This window comes from Campylobacter concisus, from assembly GCF_050447485.1.
Taxonomy (GTDB): Bacteria; Campylobacterota; Campylobacteria; order Campylobacterales; family Campylobacteraceae; genus Campylobacter_A; species Campylobacter_A concisus_BQ.
Genome location: NZ_JALMFY010000001.1, coordinates 1,836,444 through 1,851,421, shown reverse-complemented (window position 1 = coordinate 1,851,421; position 14,978 = coordinate 1,836,444). Strand labels below are relative to the sequence as shown.

Sequence of the window (14,978 nt, the reverse complement as noted above, 5' to 3'; positions counted from 1 at the left end):
GGCGTTGGTAGATTTTACATACCATTTAACGACGTCTTTAGCGTGCTAGCTCACAGCTTTGGCTACGGCGAGGGTGCAGCTAGCAACATCACAAACGTGATAGAAAATTTACGCATCCCGCGTATCATCGCAGCCATCTTAGTCGGTGCTGCTCTTAGCGTGAGTGGTGCGGCCTATCAAGGCGTCTTTAAAAACCAGCTAGTAAGCCCTGATCTTCTAGGCGTCTCGGCTGGTGCTTGCGTGGGAGCTGCAACTGCCATTATCTTTGATCTATCGCTACTTTGGATACAAATTTTTGCATTTGGCTTTGGCCTAGCAGCCGTTGCTATCACTCTAGCCATACCTAAGATGATGGGGCGCACGAGCACGCTTATGCTGGTTCTTTCTGGTATCATCGTAAGTGGCCTCATGGGCTCAATAATCGGCTTTTTAAAATATGTCGCAGACCCTGAGACAAAGCTACCTGACATCGTTTATTGGCAGCTTGGTAGCCTTGCTAAGCTTGATAGCGATAACTTAATATACGTAGCTCCAGTGATGATCATCTGCGCCATTTTACTAATAGCCATGAGCTGGCGTATAAATTTGCTCTCTCTTGGCGACGAGAGTGCGGCAAGGCTAGGCGTAAATGTGGCTTTTGAGCGCGCCGTCATCATCATCTGCGCTACGCTTCTTACAGCGTGCAGCGTCTGCATAAGCGGTATAGTCGCTTGGGTGGGACTTCTCATGCCTCACCTAGCGCGCATGCTAGTTGGCGCAAATAACATAAAAAGCATGCCTGCAAGCATATTTATGGGTGCGATATTTTTGCTTTTTGTAGATACCTTAGCGCGCAGCATAAGCGTGAGCGAAGTGCCTCTTGGCGTACTTACTGGCTTTATCGGCACGGTATTTTTCGTCTGGGTTTTATGGCGAAATAAAAAGGTTGCATGATGCTTGAAGTTAGAAATTTAAACTTTAGCTACCCAAATGGGGCTGGCAAACTAGAAAATGTAAATTTAAAGATAGGCGCTGGGGAAATTTTAACCATTCTTGGTCGAAATGGAGCTGGCAAATCAACAACTTTAGGCTTAATAAGCGGCTCACTAAAGCCAGTTTCAGGCGAGATCTTTCTTGATGGCAAAAATGTAGATAGCCTAAGCAACAAAGAGCGCGCTAAGATCATGGCGTATGTCGCTCAAAGCGAGGTTACTGAGTATGACTACACCGGACTTGAGTTTATCACGATGGGACGCGCGGCGCACCTTGGCATCTTTGCAAGACCTAGCAAAGAGGACGAGGAGATCGCTAGAATTTACACTAAAAAGCTTGAGATCGAGTATCTTGAAGATCGCTTTATCACGCAGATGAGTGGCGGTCAAAAGCAGATGTGTATGATCGCTCGTGCGATGGCTGCGCAGCCAAAGATGATTATATTTGACGAGCCAACGAGCGCGCTTGATTTTGGCAACCAGTATAAATTCCTACGCACCGTCAAATGGCTAAAAGAGCTTGGCTACTCAGTCGTGCTAACCACTCATAACCCTGACTTTGCAGTGCTTCTTGGCGGATATGTCGCACTTGTAAAAGGTGATGGCGAGGTTGGATTTGGCACGGTTGATGAGATCATTAGAAGCGAAAATTTAAGCAAGCTTTACGGACTAAATTTAAACGTGAGCTACATCGACGAAGTAAAAAGAAACTGCTGCCTCACTTATCCACTATAAATTTATCTGCTCTTAATTTTTAAGGGCAGATCACTCGTTTTATCTAAAAAATTCTACTTAAATTTACTAATCATAAATGCTAAAATGCAAAATAAATTTAAAAGGATAACAATGGCTTACCCACTACTAGGCACAAAGATCGTGATCGATGAAGAAAAGGTTATAAGGGAGAAAAAATATAAGTTAGATGTGATCTATGAGTATTTAGACAAACTTGCCAAGCAGTGCGACTTGATCAAGATTGATAAAAATACCTTTCACGCAAAGGGTAATGAAAATGATTTGGCAAATTTAGGTCTATTTGTTTATAAACACGCCATTAAAAACGAGTGGATAACTAAAAATGTCAAAGAGTGGGTTTGGATTAGCGAAAAAGAGGGCAACAGCAATATAATTGGCGATAACATGGGAGTTTGGGGTGAGCGATAAAAAGAGCAAATTTATCCCGCCATATCAAATTTCACGTAAATTTTAAAAAGAGCCTGCGAAAGGTTAAATTTCGCTAGGTAAGACAAATTTAGGTATAGCGCAAAAGCAAAGGCGCTTTTAAAACCCTGAGCCATTTTGCTACATAGAACCTAGACTGAACCTTTTTATTAATAGTGATATTGAAAAAGACAAGACCAGTCGTAGCAAAGACTAAAATTTAGCCACATAAAACTTATAGCATTATCAAATTTAAGCTAGCCATAAAAGCTTGCGCCCTCATCTTAAATTTGACGCAAATTTAAATCCTCTTAGCCAAAAAATTATCCGCCTTAAATTTAATACAACCCACAAGATCAAATTTAAGCGTTATTTTTAAACTCAGCTACTCTGGCCTTTGCAGCCTGCGTGATATCATCCTCGTAGTCGTAGAAGTTAAAGGTCGCTCCGTGCTGAAAAAAACCATTTAGTATATCGCCACTTTGGCGGTTTTTCAGATCAAGCTCGGCCACCTTAAAGCCGTCATTTGTCGCGCAAAATTCTTTTAGTCTAGCTGGCGCCTCTTTTAGCTTGGTAAATAAAAAGCAGTATCCATCGCCGCCATTTCGCCCCACTCTGCCTCGCAGCTGATGAAGCGTGGCAAGCCCTAGCCGCTCAGCGCCCACGATCACTATGGTATTTAGCCTTGGCAGCGAGATCCCCACCTCAACAACGGTTGTTGAGAGCAAAATTTCGCCCTCTTCTCTAAACCGCCTTAAAATTTCCTCTTTCTCTTTATCCTTGCCGTGCGTGACGAAGACATTTTTGAAATTCTTTAGCCAAAAGCCCTGCGCCTCGCTTAGACTTTGGTAGTTTGAGCTCTCGCTACTCTCGACTAGCGGATAGATGATGGCTACTTGAAAGCCACCCGCAATCTGCTTTTTGATGTGAGTTAGCAAAAAGCCAAACTCGCTAGCGCCTAAAATTTGGCTCGTTATATTTTTCTTAAATGGCATCTGCTTTAAAAAGCTAAAATTTACGATCTCAGACTGGATTAAACTTAGCGTCCTAGGTATAGGCGTAGCTGAAAACTGCACGAAATTTGCTCGCTCATCCTCGTTTGAGGCAAGCTCCTCTATCTTTTTGCGCTGGTTTGAGCCAAAGCGGTGCTGCTCATCGACCATGACAAGCGGCGAATTTGGCAGCTCGTGAAAGAGTAGCGCATGCGTGCCAACGATCAAATTTACCCCGCTAAAGTCTATCTTTTTCTCCCCGCTTCGCACCAGTATCACGTTCATAAAAGCAGGCAGCAGCCTCTTTGCTTCATTATAAATTTGCTCGCTTAAGATGCTTGTTGGCGCCATCAAAATGGCACTTTGCGGATAGACGCTAAGCGCTGCTGCTAGGATCACAAGCGTCTTGCCACTTCCCACATCGCCCATTATGACGCGCCTTTTTGCCTGCACAGCGCTAAGGTCGTCTCTGATGTCATTTATGGCGTTTAGCTGGTCGTTTGTAGGCGTAAATGGCAAGCTCTTAAGCCAAGAGTTTATGTCAAAAAGTTTGATTTTAGGGCTTTTAAAGTAGGTTTTTTTGGCACTTAGCTTTTTTATGTAGTTAAAAATTTCTACAAATTTTAAAATTTCCACGCCCTCACCACCATTTTTTAGGCGGTATAAAATTTGCACGCTTTGCTCATCTAGCCTTTGCAGATCGGCTAGGAATTTAGCCTCTTTTTCATTTAAGCCCTCGGCCATTAAATTTTGCAAATTTAGATATTTTAAGATGAGTTTTTTTAGCTCCTCATCTTTTAGCTCGGTCTTAAATTTAGGCACGATCTGACCTATTTTTGTGGTGATTTTTGGATTTACGATCTGCCACGAGCCAAAGGCGTAGGAGCAAAGCCCATATATCGCCATCTCTTTGCCCACCTTAAAAGCGCCGTAGTGCCAAGATTTTGCGTTAAAAATGACGATCTTTACGCTACTTTGCCACTGCTCGCAAAAGGCAAGCGCTGTCAGCATGCCAGGGCGCGAGGCGAGTGAGGTGATCTTTACATTTATGCAGACCTGCCCTTCTCTTGGGCTCTTAGCGATCGTCGTATCCTCAAAGCCCTTTGGTAGCACAAGAGCAAGGTCGAGCAGGCTAAGCACGCCTATTTTTAGAAGTTTTGCTCTGTCGCTTGCTTCAAATTTCATTTTTTAAGACGCAAAAACTTAGCTGATTGATCTCTGTGTGGGCTTTTATGAAGCTATTTAGCTCGCTTAGCGAAAGGGCTGAAATTTTATCAAGGTCCTTTAAAAATGCCCCAAGCTCGCCATACTCATAAAACTCGCCTTGTGCTATGTCAAGGCGCTTAAATAGCGTCTCAAGCCTAAGCGGCAACGAGCCAAGTAAAAATTTCTTCGCCTGCTCAAGCTCGGCCTTGCTAACGCCTTTTTTACTAAATTTTAAAATTTCCTCTTTTATAACGGCGATAGCCTCATCTTTTTTCTCGTTTTTTGTCTGCATGTAGCCGTAAAGCTGGTTGTAAGAGAGATTTAGCAAATTTCTAGCGTAGGCGCTATATGCAAGCCCTCTTTTCACGCGTATCTCCTCCATGAGCCTCGAGCCAAAGCCACCCTCGCCTAGGATAAATGTCGCCACTGCGGCCTTGTATTTCTCTTCAGGTCTAACGTTAAATGGCGCGCCAAAGTAGATGTATGCCTGTTCGCTTTGCCTGATGATCTCGCTACTTTCGCACTTGTTGCTTGGGCTAAAGCGCTCTAGTTTTCGCACCTTGCCAGGTTTTAGGATCTCTAAAACGCCAGCAAGCTCTTTTGTCTGCTTCTCGTCGATGTCGCCACCTAGCACGCAAAGCAAATTTGAAAGGTCTAAATGCTCGTTTAAAAACTTTCTCACATCTTCAAGCGTGATCGCTTTTATGCTCTTTTTAGTGCCGATACTTGGCTGTGCGAGCACGCTTTTTGGGTATAAAATCTCAAAAAGCCCCTGCCTTGCCACGTAGTCAAAGTCGTTTTCATTTGCTGCGATCTCGCCAAGTGTGACGGTTTTGCACCTATTTAGAATTTCATCAGTTAAATTTGGAGCGCTTATAAGCTCTTTTAGCTTGCCGCACGCAAAGGCAAAGTGCTCTTTTAGGCAGTTTAGATCGATGCAAAATGTCTCAAAGCCGCAGCTTGCATTTAGGCTGATCGCCCGCACTTCAAGCTCTTTAGCGAATTTAGCCGAGCCTAGCTTCATATCGCCCTCGTTTAGCAAATTTGCACTTAGCCTTGCAAGGCCTGCTAGCTTGCCATTTTGCGAGCTACCAGCTGCTTTAAAAACTAGTTTTAGGCTCACTACTGGCATCGCTTTTGAGCTTTCAAAAACGACTGGGATTTTTACATTTTTTACATTGATATCTAAAATTTTCATCTAAAATTTCTCCAAAATATCATAGTTTGTGTTGCGCTTAGCTGGAATTTCGCCGACATCTTTTATAAGCTCGATCATCTGGTCTTGATTCATCCTAAAGCTTGCACCTGCCGCCTTTACGACGTTTTCTTCCATCATTGTGCTACCAAGGTCGTTTGCGCCAAAAAGAAGCGCAAGCTGGCCTACGTAGCTGCCCTGCGTGACCCAGCTGCTTTGGATATTTTTAAAGTTATCCAAAAAGAGCCTTGAAACCGCAAGAAGCCTTAGATAGACGTTTGAGCTTTGTTTTTTGATCTCTGGGAATTCTTGCATGAGCTTTGTATTTAGCCCCTGAAAGCTCCAAAGTATAAATGCCCTAAATCCAGCCGTTTCATCTTGTAAATTTCTGATATGCTCCCAGTGCTCCACGATCTCGCGAGTGCTCTCAACCGTGCCAAACATCATCGTTGCAGTCGTTTTCATGCCAAGCTCGTGCGCCTCTTTGTGTATGCGAAGCCAGTCTGCGGTGTCGCACTTTTTAGGGGCGATGATGTCGCGAACGCGGTCGCTTAAAATCTCCGCTCCAGCCCCTGGCATCGAGTATAAGCCCTTTTCGTTTAGGCGCCTTAAGACCTCTTTTGTAGAAATTTTTGAAACTCTTGCGATGTAGTCGATCTCAACGGCTGAAAAACCATGTATCGTGATGCTTGGATAGTGCTTGCTGATGTAGCTTACTAGCTCCTCGTACCACTCGATCTTTAGCTTTGGATGAACGCCACCTTGAAATAAAATTTGCGTGCCGCCGATGGCTATTAGCTCCTCGATCTTCTTGCCGATCTCCTCAAAACTTAGCACATAAGCGTCTTCCTCTTTTGCGTGGCGGTAAAATGCGCAAAATTTACAATCCACCCAGCAGACGTTTGTATAGTTGATGTTGCGATCTACGATGAAGGTCGTAATGCCCTCTGGATGAAGCTCTTTTTTTCTAGCTAGCGCCATCTTGCCAAGCTCATAAAGCGGTGCATTTTCTATAAGATCGATGGCTTCATTTACACTAAGTCTTTTCAAATTTAACCTTTTGTTTTGCTTATTTTTGGGCGAAAGTTTAGCCAAAAATGCTTTTAAATATGATAAATCAGGCGTTATGAAAAATTAATTTTTAAAGGCTAAAATGTGAGAAATTCTTTAAAGGAGAGAGTTATGAAAAAGGTGATATTTGCCGTTATCTGCGGATTATTTTTAGTTGGTTGTGCTAAAAACGAGCCAAAGCCAGCTGAGCCACAAGGTGCAAGTTGCGGATGTGCTCATCATCAAAAAATGATGCAAGAAAATATGCCAAGCTGCCCTCATCACGGCATGCAAAGGGTGATGCATGGGCAAATGCCAGCAGGCTGCCCAGCCCACGCAAAATAGATAAAGTGCCAAATGGCACTTTATTTTAATATAACTTTGTCGCCTTTAGTGCCTAAAACCTGCACTTTTTCGCCATTTTTTAGCGCTCCGTCATACTTCCAAAGAGTGCCTTTAAAATAGACCATATTTTCTCTGATCTCACCAACGCCAGCTTCATCTAAAAACTCTTCGTTAAAGCTCTCTTTTTTAGCCATAGATTTACTCTTTAACGGCGCTTTTAAAAGCACAAGCAAAATAAAGGCAAGCACTAGGACTGCTAAAATTTGAAAGCTCCACTCAAAACCAAAGCCAAAATTTACCGCCCCAACGATGATAAAAGCGACGCCAAAAAAGAGCAGATAAAATGAAAATAGCATAAGCTCAGCCACGCACAAGAGCGCGCCTATGGCTAACATTATATAAGGGCTGATCACGCCTTATCCTTAGCTAAGAAATTCTTTAAAACGCTAAGCGAGCCGATGAGCTCAGCCGCCTCATAAGGGACTAAAATTTTATCTTTTGAGCTATTTTTAGCTAGCTCGCTAAATGCCCCGACCCTGTCACGAGCGAGCAGAAATTCAGCCGCATTTGCGTTTTTGCTCATGCTATCGTTTATCATATCCATAGCCTCTTTTTGAGCCGTTGCGATGGCGATTTGCTCGTATTTTTTCGCGTCAGCCATACGCTCTATCGCCTCTGCTTGAAGTACTTTTTCTTGTTTTAGTGCCTCTGCGTTGCGGATGAGTGCCTCTTTTTCAGCCAAGGCTTTTAGCTCTATCGCGCGCTTTTCACGCTCAGCCTTCATCTGCATATTCATCGCCTCTTCGATGCCAAGTGGGACAGAAATTTCAGAAATTTCCACACGCATGATCTTTACGCCCCAGTTGCCAGCTGCGTCGCCAAGAGCTACTTGAAGTGCGGCATTTAGTCGGTCACGTGAGCTTAGCGTATCATCAAGGTTCATCGCACCTATCTCGCCACGAAGCGTTGTCATGGCTAAATTTGCAATGGCGCGCTTGTAGTTATCTACGTTATAAACCGCCATTTTTGCGTCAAATACCTTTAAAAAGACGATGCCATCGACACTAATATTAACATTATCTTTTGTGATGACTTGCTGTTTTGTGATATCAACAAGCTGCTCTTTTATAGTTATGATCGCCCTTATCTGATCGACAAATGGGATAATAATGTGAAATCCCCCGTCAAGCACCTTGTGAAATTTACCAAGTCGCTCGATCAGCAAGTTATCTGCTTGCGATACGATCTTGATACCAGCTTTTAAAAACAAAAATGCAAAAATAACCAAAACAACGACTAAAACGCCAAATGTCTCAACTTGCATCTTCTCTCCTTTAATTTATAATTTGTTATTTTCTTAAGTATTATAATACATTTTTAAATTTTATTTTCAAAAAGGATCAGCATGAAAAATTTTATCTTTGCACTAAGTGCGGCTCTACTTTTAGCAGGTTGCGCTACGTCAAACCAAAGCACGAGCGTCCCACAAGGCAAATGTGAAGTAAAAGGCAGCTGCATGGCTCCAGTAAGCAGCGTCGAAGGCACTTACAAGGCGTTTTTACCTTGCGCTAGCTGCATGGGCATAGACTCAACCCTCACACTAAAAAAAGATGGCACATTTGAAAGTGTGATGAACTACAAGTCAAAAGACAACTACAAAGCCGTTAGCAAGGGCAAATACTCGCTCAAAAATGGCGTTATCACAACCGTTGATGAGTATAAAGAGAAGAGCTTTTATAAGGTCGATGGCGAGAACCTAAAAATGCTTGACATGGATCAAAAAGAGGTCACTGGCGAGCTAAAAGACAAATACATCTTCAAACGCGTAAAATAAATTTTAAAGGCAAAATGATATAATTTTGCAATTTTAAGGAGTTGCAAATGAAATATCTTTTTGCCATACTTATCTCATTTTTTATCATCGGCTGCGCGAAAAATGAAAATTTAAAGCCACAAAATCAAGAGCAAACACAAAAATCAAAAGAAGAAAAACCTCTTCTTAGAGATGAAAAACCCAAAAAACCAGAAAAACTAATACTTTCAAACTCTATCTACACGAGCTACTACACGACCTTGCCATGCTCAAACTGCGAGGGCGTAAAGACTATCCTAACTCTAAATAAAGACAAAACCTACACAAAAACTATGCTTACGATGGATAAGGCTGCTACTTTGGTAGAAAAAGGTGGCACATTTGATGTCGATGAGAGCGCTATCGTGCTAAAAGATGAAAGTGGCGCACTTAGCTACTTTGTGCCAAACAAAAACTCACTTCTTCAGCTTGATGATAAGAAAAATAAACGAGTTGGCGTGCTAGCTCAAATTTATAACTACGAGCCAGTAAATAAGGCATATAAAGATAGTTTTTTTGCTAGATTTTCTAAATTTAAAGATAAAAATGGCTTTTTAGAGCTTGTGCTTGTGCCTAGCAAAAATGGTGCAAAGATAAGCTTTTACTCATCGCTAAAAGATGGCTCGCCACTTTGTAAATTTAACTCAGAGCTGCTTTATGACAAGGGCATTTTTTACCTTTTGGATGAAAAAGGCGTGGCTTTAAGTGTGCATAAAACCGCTAACGACATCTTCATAATCGCAAATGATAAAATTTGCAAAAATGCTCACATAAGCGGGCACTATAAAAGAGAAAAAGGCAGATCCAGCCTCTTTGGCAAGGGCTTTTTTGCAAAACTTACAAACGAGTCAGCAAATGCTGATGTGATGAAATTTTATGGCGCAAAAAACATAAAAAGAGACAATACTAAAAAAGAAAATAGCTACATCGTCACAAGCAAAAACGATAGAATTTTTGAATACACCTTGCTAAATGGCATTATCACAAGCATTGAAATTTACTCAAACGAGTTTAAAACTCCTGAAAACATCAGCCTAAAATCAAATTTCAAAGATATAAAAAACGCCCTTGTCATCTCTAAATTTCAAAGCGACGCAAACAATATCTATCTAAAAATAGATAGCCACGACATGCTTATAAAGCTTAAAAATCCGCTCGCACAAGAGATAACAAGCCTAAGCCAGATCCCAGACGAGGCGCAGATAGAACAGATAACGCTCATGTGGAACCAGTAGCTTGAAAGAGTATCTTAAGCTTTTAAAGGACGAGAGAAATTTCCGCCTTTTAAGCACCATTCAGCTCATGTGCTACTTTGGTGTGTGGTTCTCGCACACTGGCATCTTTACGCTGCTTATCTCGCTTGACGCTCCTGTATGGGCACTTACATTAAGTGCGGCGATGGCATTTATCCCGGGTGTCGTCATCGCTCCGTTTAGTGGCATTTTGGTTGATAAATTTAGCCCAAAACCTATGCTTGTTATCATGATGGCGGTTGAGACCATAAGCGTTTTTATGCTACTTTTTATAAATTCGCTTGATTATCTATGGCTGCTTTTGCTTATCATTTTTGTTAGAAACGGCGTTGGCGGGATGTATTTTCAAGTAGAGATGAGCGTTCTGCCAAAAATTTTAAGCAAAGAGAGCCTAAAGCTTGCAAACGAGATCCACTCTATTATCTGGGCGGTCTCATATACCGCTGGCATGGGGCTTGCAGGCGTTTATATACACTTTTTTGGCATCAAAAGCGCCTTTTTGCTTGATGGAGCTCTTTATCTTTGCAGTTTTGGCTTTTTATATCTTTTAAAACTAGACGAGCTAAAGCCAGAATTTATAGAAAAACCTCTAAAAATGCTAAAAAATGGGCTTAAATATCTAAAAGAAAATAGGCTCATAGTGCATCTTATATTTTTGCATGCCTTTGTTGGCATCACAGCTTATGACGCGTTGATCGCACTTTTGGCTGACTATAGATACGCAAATTTGCTCTCAACTTCGCTAGTTATTGGCTTGCTAAATGCATCAAGATCGATCTCGCTTATGTTTGCACCAGTCATGCTTAGTAAATTTATGAATAAAAAAACGCTCATCTACATCTACATCGGTCAAGGGCTTGGCATCATCATCTGGGCGCTCTCTTTGCGAAATTTTTATCTCTCGCTCATTGGCATCATCTTTGCTGGTTTTTGCACATCAAGTCTTTGGAGCTACACCTACACCCTGCTTCAACAAAACTGCCAAAAAGAGTTTTACGGCAGAGTGATCGCGTATAATGATATGATTTTTCTTGGATTTAGCGCGCTTATCTCATTTGCGATCGGCTTTTTATACGAGCTTGGACTAAGCGTGGAGATGATCGCAACCTTTATGGGAAGCCTCTTTTTCGTTGGAGCCTTTTACTACCACGTAGTTTCAAAAAGGTATGAGATAAGGTAGTTGCGTCTAAATGGCTAGAAATCCAGCCATTTATATTTGCTCATTTCCTAGCTGCTTTTACTGCTTCAAGTAGCTCTTCAAAGCCAGCTTTACTTGAGTGCTCAACATCTTTTAGTATCTCGACGCCTGCCAAATGTCCCTTATCTTTATCAGCAAAAATCGCCATAGCCTTGTCTAGTCCATGATGGACATTTTCGTGGTGCGCAGCTATGCTTGAGAGGGTTCTTGGATCTTTTATGATGGTATTTTTCACATCTTTTTCATACCACTTACCAAATCTACACTCATGCACGTCTTGAATTTTATTTATCTCGCCAAGCAAGACGCCTCGGTAGCCATTTAGCTTCATGTTGATATGATCTATCTTGCCGTTACTGACATTGACCTCATTTGTTACGTTTAGGGCTTGATTTAGGATGTTTTGCGTGTTGGCATTTACGCTTGAGATGTTGCCCTCAAAACCGCCTAAAATTTGCATCGCATTTGCTGAAATTTTAGAGAAATTTTCGCTCATTTCGATCATTGTGTTCGCACTTTGTTTAAGACCATTTATATTTACTTCAACCTCAAGTGTCGCCTTTTGCGTGCGCTCTGCAAGCTTTCTAACCTCATCTGCAACGACTGCAAAGCCTCGTCCATGCTCGCCCGCACGAGCCGCCTCGATAGCAGCATTTAGTGCTAGCAAATTTGTCTGATCTGAGATGTCTTTTATGAGATTTATGATCTCAACGATAGAATTTACGCTTCCATCAAGCGAAGAGGCGTCGTTTGAGAGATCGCCGCTCATCTGGCTCACTTGCTCGATCGAGCTTAAAATTTCAGCCGTTTGAGACTTAAGCTCGCCTGTTTCTTTGAAGGTTTTTTCATTTAAATAGTTTATATTTTCAAGCATTTTTAAATTTTCTTCGATGGTTGATTGCAAGAAATTCATACCATCTTGATAGCTAGTAAGCAGCAAATTTACAGCCTCTTGCTTATCCTTAGCTTGCTCTTTTGGCTCGCAAGTTTTGGCATTTTTTAGCTCATTTTTAAGTGCAAAAATTTCAGCCTTTAAAGCTTCATTTTCTCTTTCTAAAGCTTCATTTTTACTACCAAGCTCTTTACTTTTGCTGTCAAAAAACATTTTTCATCCTTTAAAATTTGTAAATTACGCGTAATTATAACTCTTTTTACTTAAGCCAGTCGTCTAAAATTTTAATTTGCTCTTCAACGCTTTTGTTTGCCGTGCCGCCTTTTGAAGTGCGGGCCTCTTTTGAAGCATGCAGGTCTAGAAATTTAATGGCATTTTCATCTAATTTTTCATCTACGCTTTTTAGCTGCTCTTTGTTTAGCTCACTTAGATCAAGTCCCAAGCTCTCAGCCTTTGCGACAGCTTTTCCAGTGATAAAGTGCGCCGTTCTAAATGGGATATTTTTCTCACGCACTAGATAGTCCGCTAGATCAGTGGCACTTAGATGCCCGGTTTTTGTCGCTTTTAGCATATTTTTTTCATTAAATTTAGCCGTTTTTATCATCTCATTTAGGATAGTAGCCGAGCTTAAAATGGTCGCAACGCTATCAAAAACACCCTCTTTATCTTCTTGCATATCTTTATTATAAGCAAGTGGCAAGCCCTTCATCGTAGTTAGCAGCGCTACTAAATTTCCATTTACACGCCCAGTTTTACCGCGTATGAGTTCAGCGACGTCTGGATTTTTCTTTTGAGGCATGATGGAGCTACCAGTGCTATAAGCATCACTAATGCTTACAAAGCCAAATTCTTGCGAGCTCCAGAGTATGAGCTCCTCGCAAAGCCTAGAAGCGTGCGTCATAAAAACACTAATGTTAAATAAAATCTCAAGCGCAAAGTCACGGTCGCTCACGCTATCCATCGCATTTTGCGTGCAACCTGCAAAGCCAAGCTCGCTTGCAACGATACTCCTATCTATCTTATGTGGCGTGCCTGCAAGGGCTGCTGAGCCAAGCGGACTTAGGTTGTTTCGCTCATACGAGCTAACAAATCGCTCGAGATCCCTCTTAAACATAAAAGCGTAGGCTAGCAAATGGTAGCTAAGGCTTATAGGCTGGGCATGCTGAAGGTGCGTGTAGCCTGGCATTAGCGTATCTTTGTGGTTTTTGGCTAAATTTGTAAGCGTGGCGATGAGCTCTTTGATAAGAGATGAAATTTCTAAATTTTTCTTCAAAACGTAAAATTTAAAATCAAGCGCGACCTGATCGTTTCTGCTTCTAGCTGTGTGTAGTCTGCCGCCAAGCTCAGCTCCGATGATCTCGCTGAGGCGCTTTTCAACTGCCATATGGATATCCTCATCCTCTATCTTAAAAGCAAATTTACTAGCTCTTATCTCAGTCAAAACCTCATCAAGCCCCTTTATGATCGCCTCTGACTCATCTTTTTTTAAAATTCCGCAAATGCCAAGCATCTTTGCATGCGCTTTACTGCCAGCGATGTCCTCTTCAAAAAGATTTTTATCAAAATTTATAGAAGCGTTAAATTCCTCGAGCAACTTTGAGCTAGCCTCGCTAAATCTACCCTCCCACATCTTTTTATGTGCGTTTTCATCTTTTTTCATAGCTTTGCCTTTGATTAGTTTCGCGTGATTTTAACAAAATGGTGCTTAACTAGGCTTTTACGAGCATTTTAAAAAATAAATTTTTTGTTCAAAAAAGTGAAATGTAATATAAAAATTATGCTAGAGTAGTAAAAAAGTTATATATATAATTTACATTTAAGGTTATTAAAATATAATTCGCCCAGCAACTTTTTAAAAACTATTTCAAGTTTTTTGATTTATTGCCGATATAGTTATAAATGAAGAAATAAACTAAAAAGGAAGGACGATATGCAAATAGATGCAAATATGAACTCAAATGTTTTCTATCATAATGGCTACACATCTATATCATCAAGTAGCGCTAAAACCAGCATATTAGTATCTTCTGGCTATGGTACAAAAGATATCGTTAGAAGTAATGATGTGCATGTCGAACAAAGAGAAGAAGTTAGACAAAAACCTACAATTATTAGAAAAGAAGATGTCACAGAGTTACAAAAAAATTTAGAAAAATTACAAGATCAAAGAAGCGATATAGCTGATCAAATTTCAAGCATCCAGCACCTGAAAGATCGTGATTCTATGCAGATGCTTCATCATCTAAATTTAGAACAATCAAGCATTCAAAATAACATTTTAAGTATTAAAACTCAAATGACAGAAATGGTACAGGCTTAAGACTAAGCCTTACCGATAATAGTTTTTAAAACCAAACAAAAATCCTCTAAAAAGTATCCCATTGACTTATAGAAGTTACTGTTAGCATTTTGTTCAAGCTCTTTTGCAAGTTGCTCGGCATATGGCAAGAAAAAAGAGAGGCTAAAAGCAGCAAGAAGCTGCATAGACTCTTTAGTCGCCTCTTTTTTTAAGATATTTGCTATCAAAATGAGCTGATTTGAGATGCTATCAACCTCGCCCATTTTTGGCTCAAAATTTATAGCTTTATAAAATTGCGCCAAATCATCTTTTGCACTTGAAAAATAGTAGCTTGCTTCAAATTTTGCCTTTAAAATGACAAAATCATCACACAGAGCCGCACTACTCTCATCTTTGATAAATTTAGCGTAAAGCTCATTTCCTTTTACGTTCGCATCACTCTTTGTCTGCGTTATCCACGCACTTGTCTTTTTGATACTCATAAAAGATGAGACGCCCAAGATGCCATTAAAATTTGTAGCAAGTGCAGCCGCTACGACGCTATAAAGCTCTCCAAGTCTCAAA

16 protein-coding genes and 1 pseudogene are annotated in these 14,978 nt (G+C 41.0%); 8 read left to right on the top strand and 9 right to left on the bottom strand.

The annotated features are described in order from the left end of the window. The 3 genes from MTT29_RS09370 to MTT29_RS09360 form a co-directional block, all read left to right on the top strand. The coding region (locus MTT29_RS09370; protein WP_429800435.1) for a FecCD family ABC transporter permease at window positions 1-933 on the top strand (933 nt) is incomplete at its 5' end. Next, entirely contained in the window at window positions 933-1,706 is a 774-nt protein-coding gene (locus MTT29_RS09365; RefSeq protein WP_012001386.1) for an ABC transporter ATP-binding protein, read from the top strand. The genes MTT29_RS09370 and MTT29_RS09365, both read left to right, overlap by 1 nt. A 111-nt stretch (window positions 1,707-1,817) precedes the next feature. Next, window positions 1,818-2,135 carry a hypothetical protein gene (locus MTT29_RS09360; RefSeq protein ID WP_429800434.1) on the top strand — a complete coding sequence of 106 codons (318 nt, stop codon included), beginning with the start codon at window positions 1,818-1,820 and terminating at the stop codon, window positions 2,133-2,135. A 359-nt stretch (window positions 2,136-2,494) separates the two neighbouring features. Here MTT29_RS09360 and recG read toward each other — a convergent pair whose 3' ends face one another. The 3 genes from recG to MTT29_RS09345 are packed head-to-tail and all read right to left on the bottom strand — an operon-like array spanning window position 2,495 to window position 6,575. Next, window positions 2,495-4,309, bottom strand: a complete 1,815-nt coding sequence (gene recG, locus MTT29_RS09355) for an ATP-dependent DNA helicase RecG (RefSeq protein WP_429800433.1) — start codon at window positions 4,307-4,309, stop codon at window positions 2,495-2,497. Next, window positions 4,299-5,528 (bottom strand): M16 family metallopeptidase, encoded by a 1,230-nt coding sequence (locus MTT29_RS09350; RefSeq protein WP_429800432.1) that lies wholly within the window; start codon window positions 5,526-5,528, stop codon window positions 4,299-4,301. Before MTT29_RS09350 ends, recG begins: the two co-directional genes overlap by 11 nt. Next, window positions 5,529-6,575, bottom strand: a complete 1,047-nt coding sequence (locus MTT29_RS09345; protein WP_035170115.1) for a dehypoxanthine futalosine cyclase — start codon at window positions 6,573-6,575, stop codon at window positions 5,529-5,531. Window positions 6,576-6,707: 132 nt separating this feature from the next. On the opposite strand from MTT29_RS09345, the gene MTT29_RS09340 reads away from it, so the two are divergent. Then, a complete protein-coding gene (locus MTT29_RS09340) occupies window positions 6,708-6,920 on the top strand; it encodes a hypothetical protein (protein WP_429800431.1) in 213 nt (70 codons plus the stop codon). Window positions 6,921-6,940: 20 nt separating this feature from the next. Here the strand turns inward: MTT29_RS09340 and MTT29_RS09335 are convergent, their stop codons facing one another. Further along, window positions 6,941-7,333: an NfeD family protein gene (locus tag MTT29_RS09335; RefSeq protein WP_429800430.1), complete on the bottom strand. Its 393-nt coding sequence runs from the start codon at window positions 7,331-7,333 to the stop codon at window positions 6,941-6,943. After that, a complete protein-coding gene (locus tag MTT29_RS09330) occupies window positions 7,330-8,244 on the bottom strand; it encodes an SPFH domain-containing protein (RefSeq protein WP_021089647.1) in 915 nt (304 codons plus the stop codon). Before MTT29_RS09330 ends, MTT29_RS09335 begins: the two co-directional genes overlap by 4 nt. Window positions 8,245-8,325: 81 nt before the next feature. On the opposite strand from MTT29_RS09330, the gene MTT29_RS09325 reads away from it, so the two are divergent. From MTT29_RS09325 to MTT29_RS09315, 3 genes are read left to right on the top strand one after another with little or no spacing between them, the layout of a single operon-like run. After that, on the top strand, window positions 8,326-8,754 hold the full coding sequence (locus MTT29_RS09325; protein WP_429800429.1) for a copper resistance protein NlpE: 429 nt from the start codon (window positions 8,326-8,328) through the stop codon (window positions 8,752-8,754). A 47-nt stretch (window positions 8,755-8,801) separates the two neighbouring features. Further along, entirely contained in the window at window positions 8,802-10,007 is a 1,206-nt protein-coding gene (locus MTT29_RS09320) for a copper resistance protein NlpE N-terminal domain-containing protein (RefSeq protein WP_429800428.1), read from the top strand. Window position 10,008: 1 nt separating this feature from the next. After that, the gene (locus tag MTT29_RS09315) at window positions 10,009-11,205 is read left to right on the top strand and encodes an MFS transporter (protein ID WP_429800427.1); all 1,197 of its coding nucleotides are present in this window, start codon (window positions 10,009-10,011) and stop codon (window positions 11,203-11,205) included. Between the two features lie 40 nt (window positions 11,206-11,245). On the opposite strand, the gene MTT29_RS09310 is transcribed toward MTT29_RS09315, so the two are convergent. The 3 genes and pseudogenes from MTT29_RS09310 to argH form a co-directional block, all read right to left on the bottom strand. Continuing rightward, on the bottom strand, window positions 11,246-11,554 hold the full coding sequence (locus tag MTT29_RS09310; RefSeq protein WP_375338548.1) for a CZB domain-containing protein: 309 nt from the start codon (window positions 11,552-11,554) through the stop codon (window positions 11,246-11,248). A gap of 54 nt (window positions 11,555-11,608) precedes the next feature. Next, window positions 11,609-11,917, bottom strand: a pseudogene (locus tag MTT29_RS09305) (methyl-accepting chemotaxis protein); the annotation flags it as partial. 457 nt (window positions 11,918-12,374) lie between these two features. Further along, complete coding sequence (argH, locus tag MTT29_RS09300; protein ID WP_429800426.1) at window positions 12,375-13,775, bottom strand: argininosuccinate lyase; 1,401 nt, start codon at window positions 13,773-13,775, stop codon at window positions 12,375-12,377. 270 nt (window positions 13,776-14,045) lie between these two features. Between argH and MTT29_RS09295 the strand changes: the two genes are divergently transcribed. Beyond that, window positions 14,046-14,435 carry a hypothetical protein gene (locus MTT29_RS09295; protein WP_012001374.1) on the top strand — a complete coding sequence of 130 codons (390 nt, stop codon included), beginning with the start codon at window positions 14,046-14,048 and terminating at the stop codon, window positions 14,433-14,435. Between the two features lie 2 nt (window positions 14,436-14,437). Here MTT29_RS09295 and MTT29_RS09290 read toward each other — a convergent pair whose 3' ends face one another. Further along, window positions 14,438-14,977: a hypothetical protein gene (locus MTT29_RS09290; protein ID WP_429800425.1), complete on the bottom strand. Its 540-nt coding sequence runs from the start codon at window positions 14,975-14,977 to the stop codon at window positions 14,438-14,440. Window position 14,978: the final 1 nt, after the last annotated feature.

Bases quoted from the DNA above. Each gene is read 5' to 3' on its own strand.
- MTT29_RS09330 (WP_021089647.1), bottom strand. From the start codon at position 8,244: ATGCAAGTTGAGACATTTGGCGTTTTAGTCGTTGTTTTGGTTATTTTT.
- MTT29_RS09360 (WP_429800434.1), top strand. From the start codon at position 1,818: ATGGCTTACCCACTACTAGGCACAAAGATCGTGATCGATGAAGAAAAG.
- MTT29_RS09320 (WP_429800428.1), top strand. From the start codon at position 8,802: ATGAAATATCTTTTTGCCATACTTATCTCATTTTTTATCATCGGCTGC.
- recG (WP_429800433.1), bottom strand. From the start codon at position 4,309: ATGAAATTTGAAGCAAGCGACAGAGCAAAACTTCTAAAAATAGGCGTG.
- MTT29_RS09365 (WP_012001386.1), top strand. From the start codon at position 933: ATGCTTGAAGTTAGAAATTTAAACTTTAGCTACCCAAATGGGGCTGGC.
- MTT29_RS09350 (WP_429800432.1), bottom strand. From the start codon at position 5,528: ATGAAAATTTTAGATATCAATGTAAAAAATGTAAAAATCCCAGTCGTT.
- MTT29_RS09340 (WP_429800431.1), top strand. From the start codon at position 6,708: ATGAAAAAGGTGATATTTGCCGTTATCTGCGGATTATTTTTAGTTGGT.
- MTT29_RS09310 (WP_375338548.1), bottom strand. From the start codon at position 11,554: ATGAAGCTAAATGGCTACCGAGGCGTCTTGCTTGGCGAGATAAATAAA.
- MTT29_RS09295 (WP_012001374.1), top strand. From the start codon at position 14,046: ATGCAAATAGATGCAAATATGAACTCAAATGTTTTCTATCATAATGGC.
- MTT29_RS09325 (WP_429800429.1), top strand. From the start codon at position 8,326: ATGAAAAATTTTATCTTTGCACTAAGTGCGGCTCTACTTTTAGCAGGT.
- argH (WP_429800426.1), bottom strand. From the start codon at position 13,775: ATGAAAAAAGATGAAAACGCACATAAAAAGATGTGGGAGGGTAGATTT.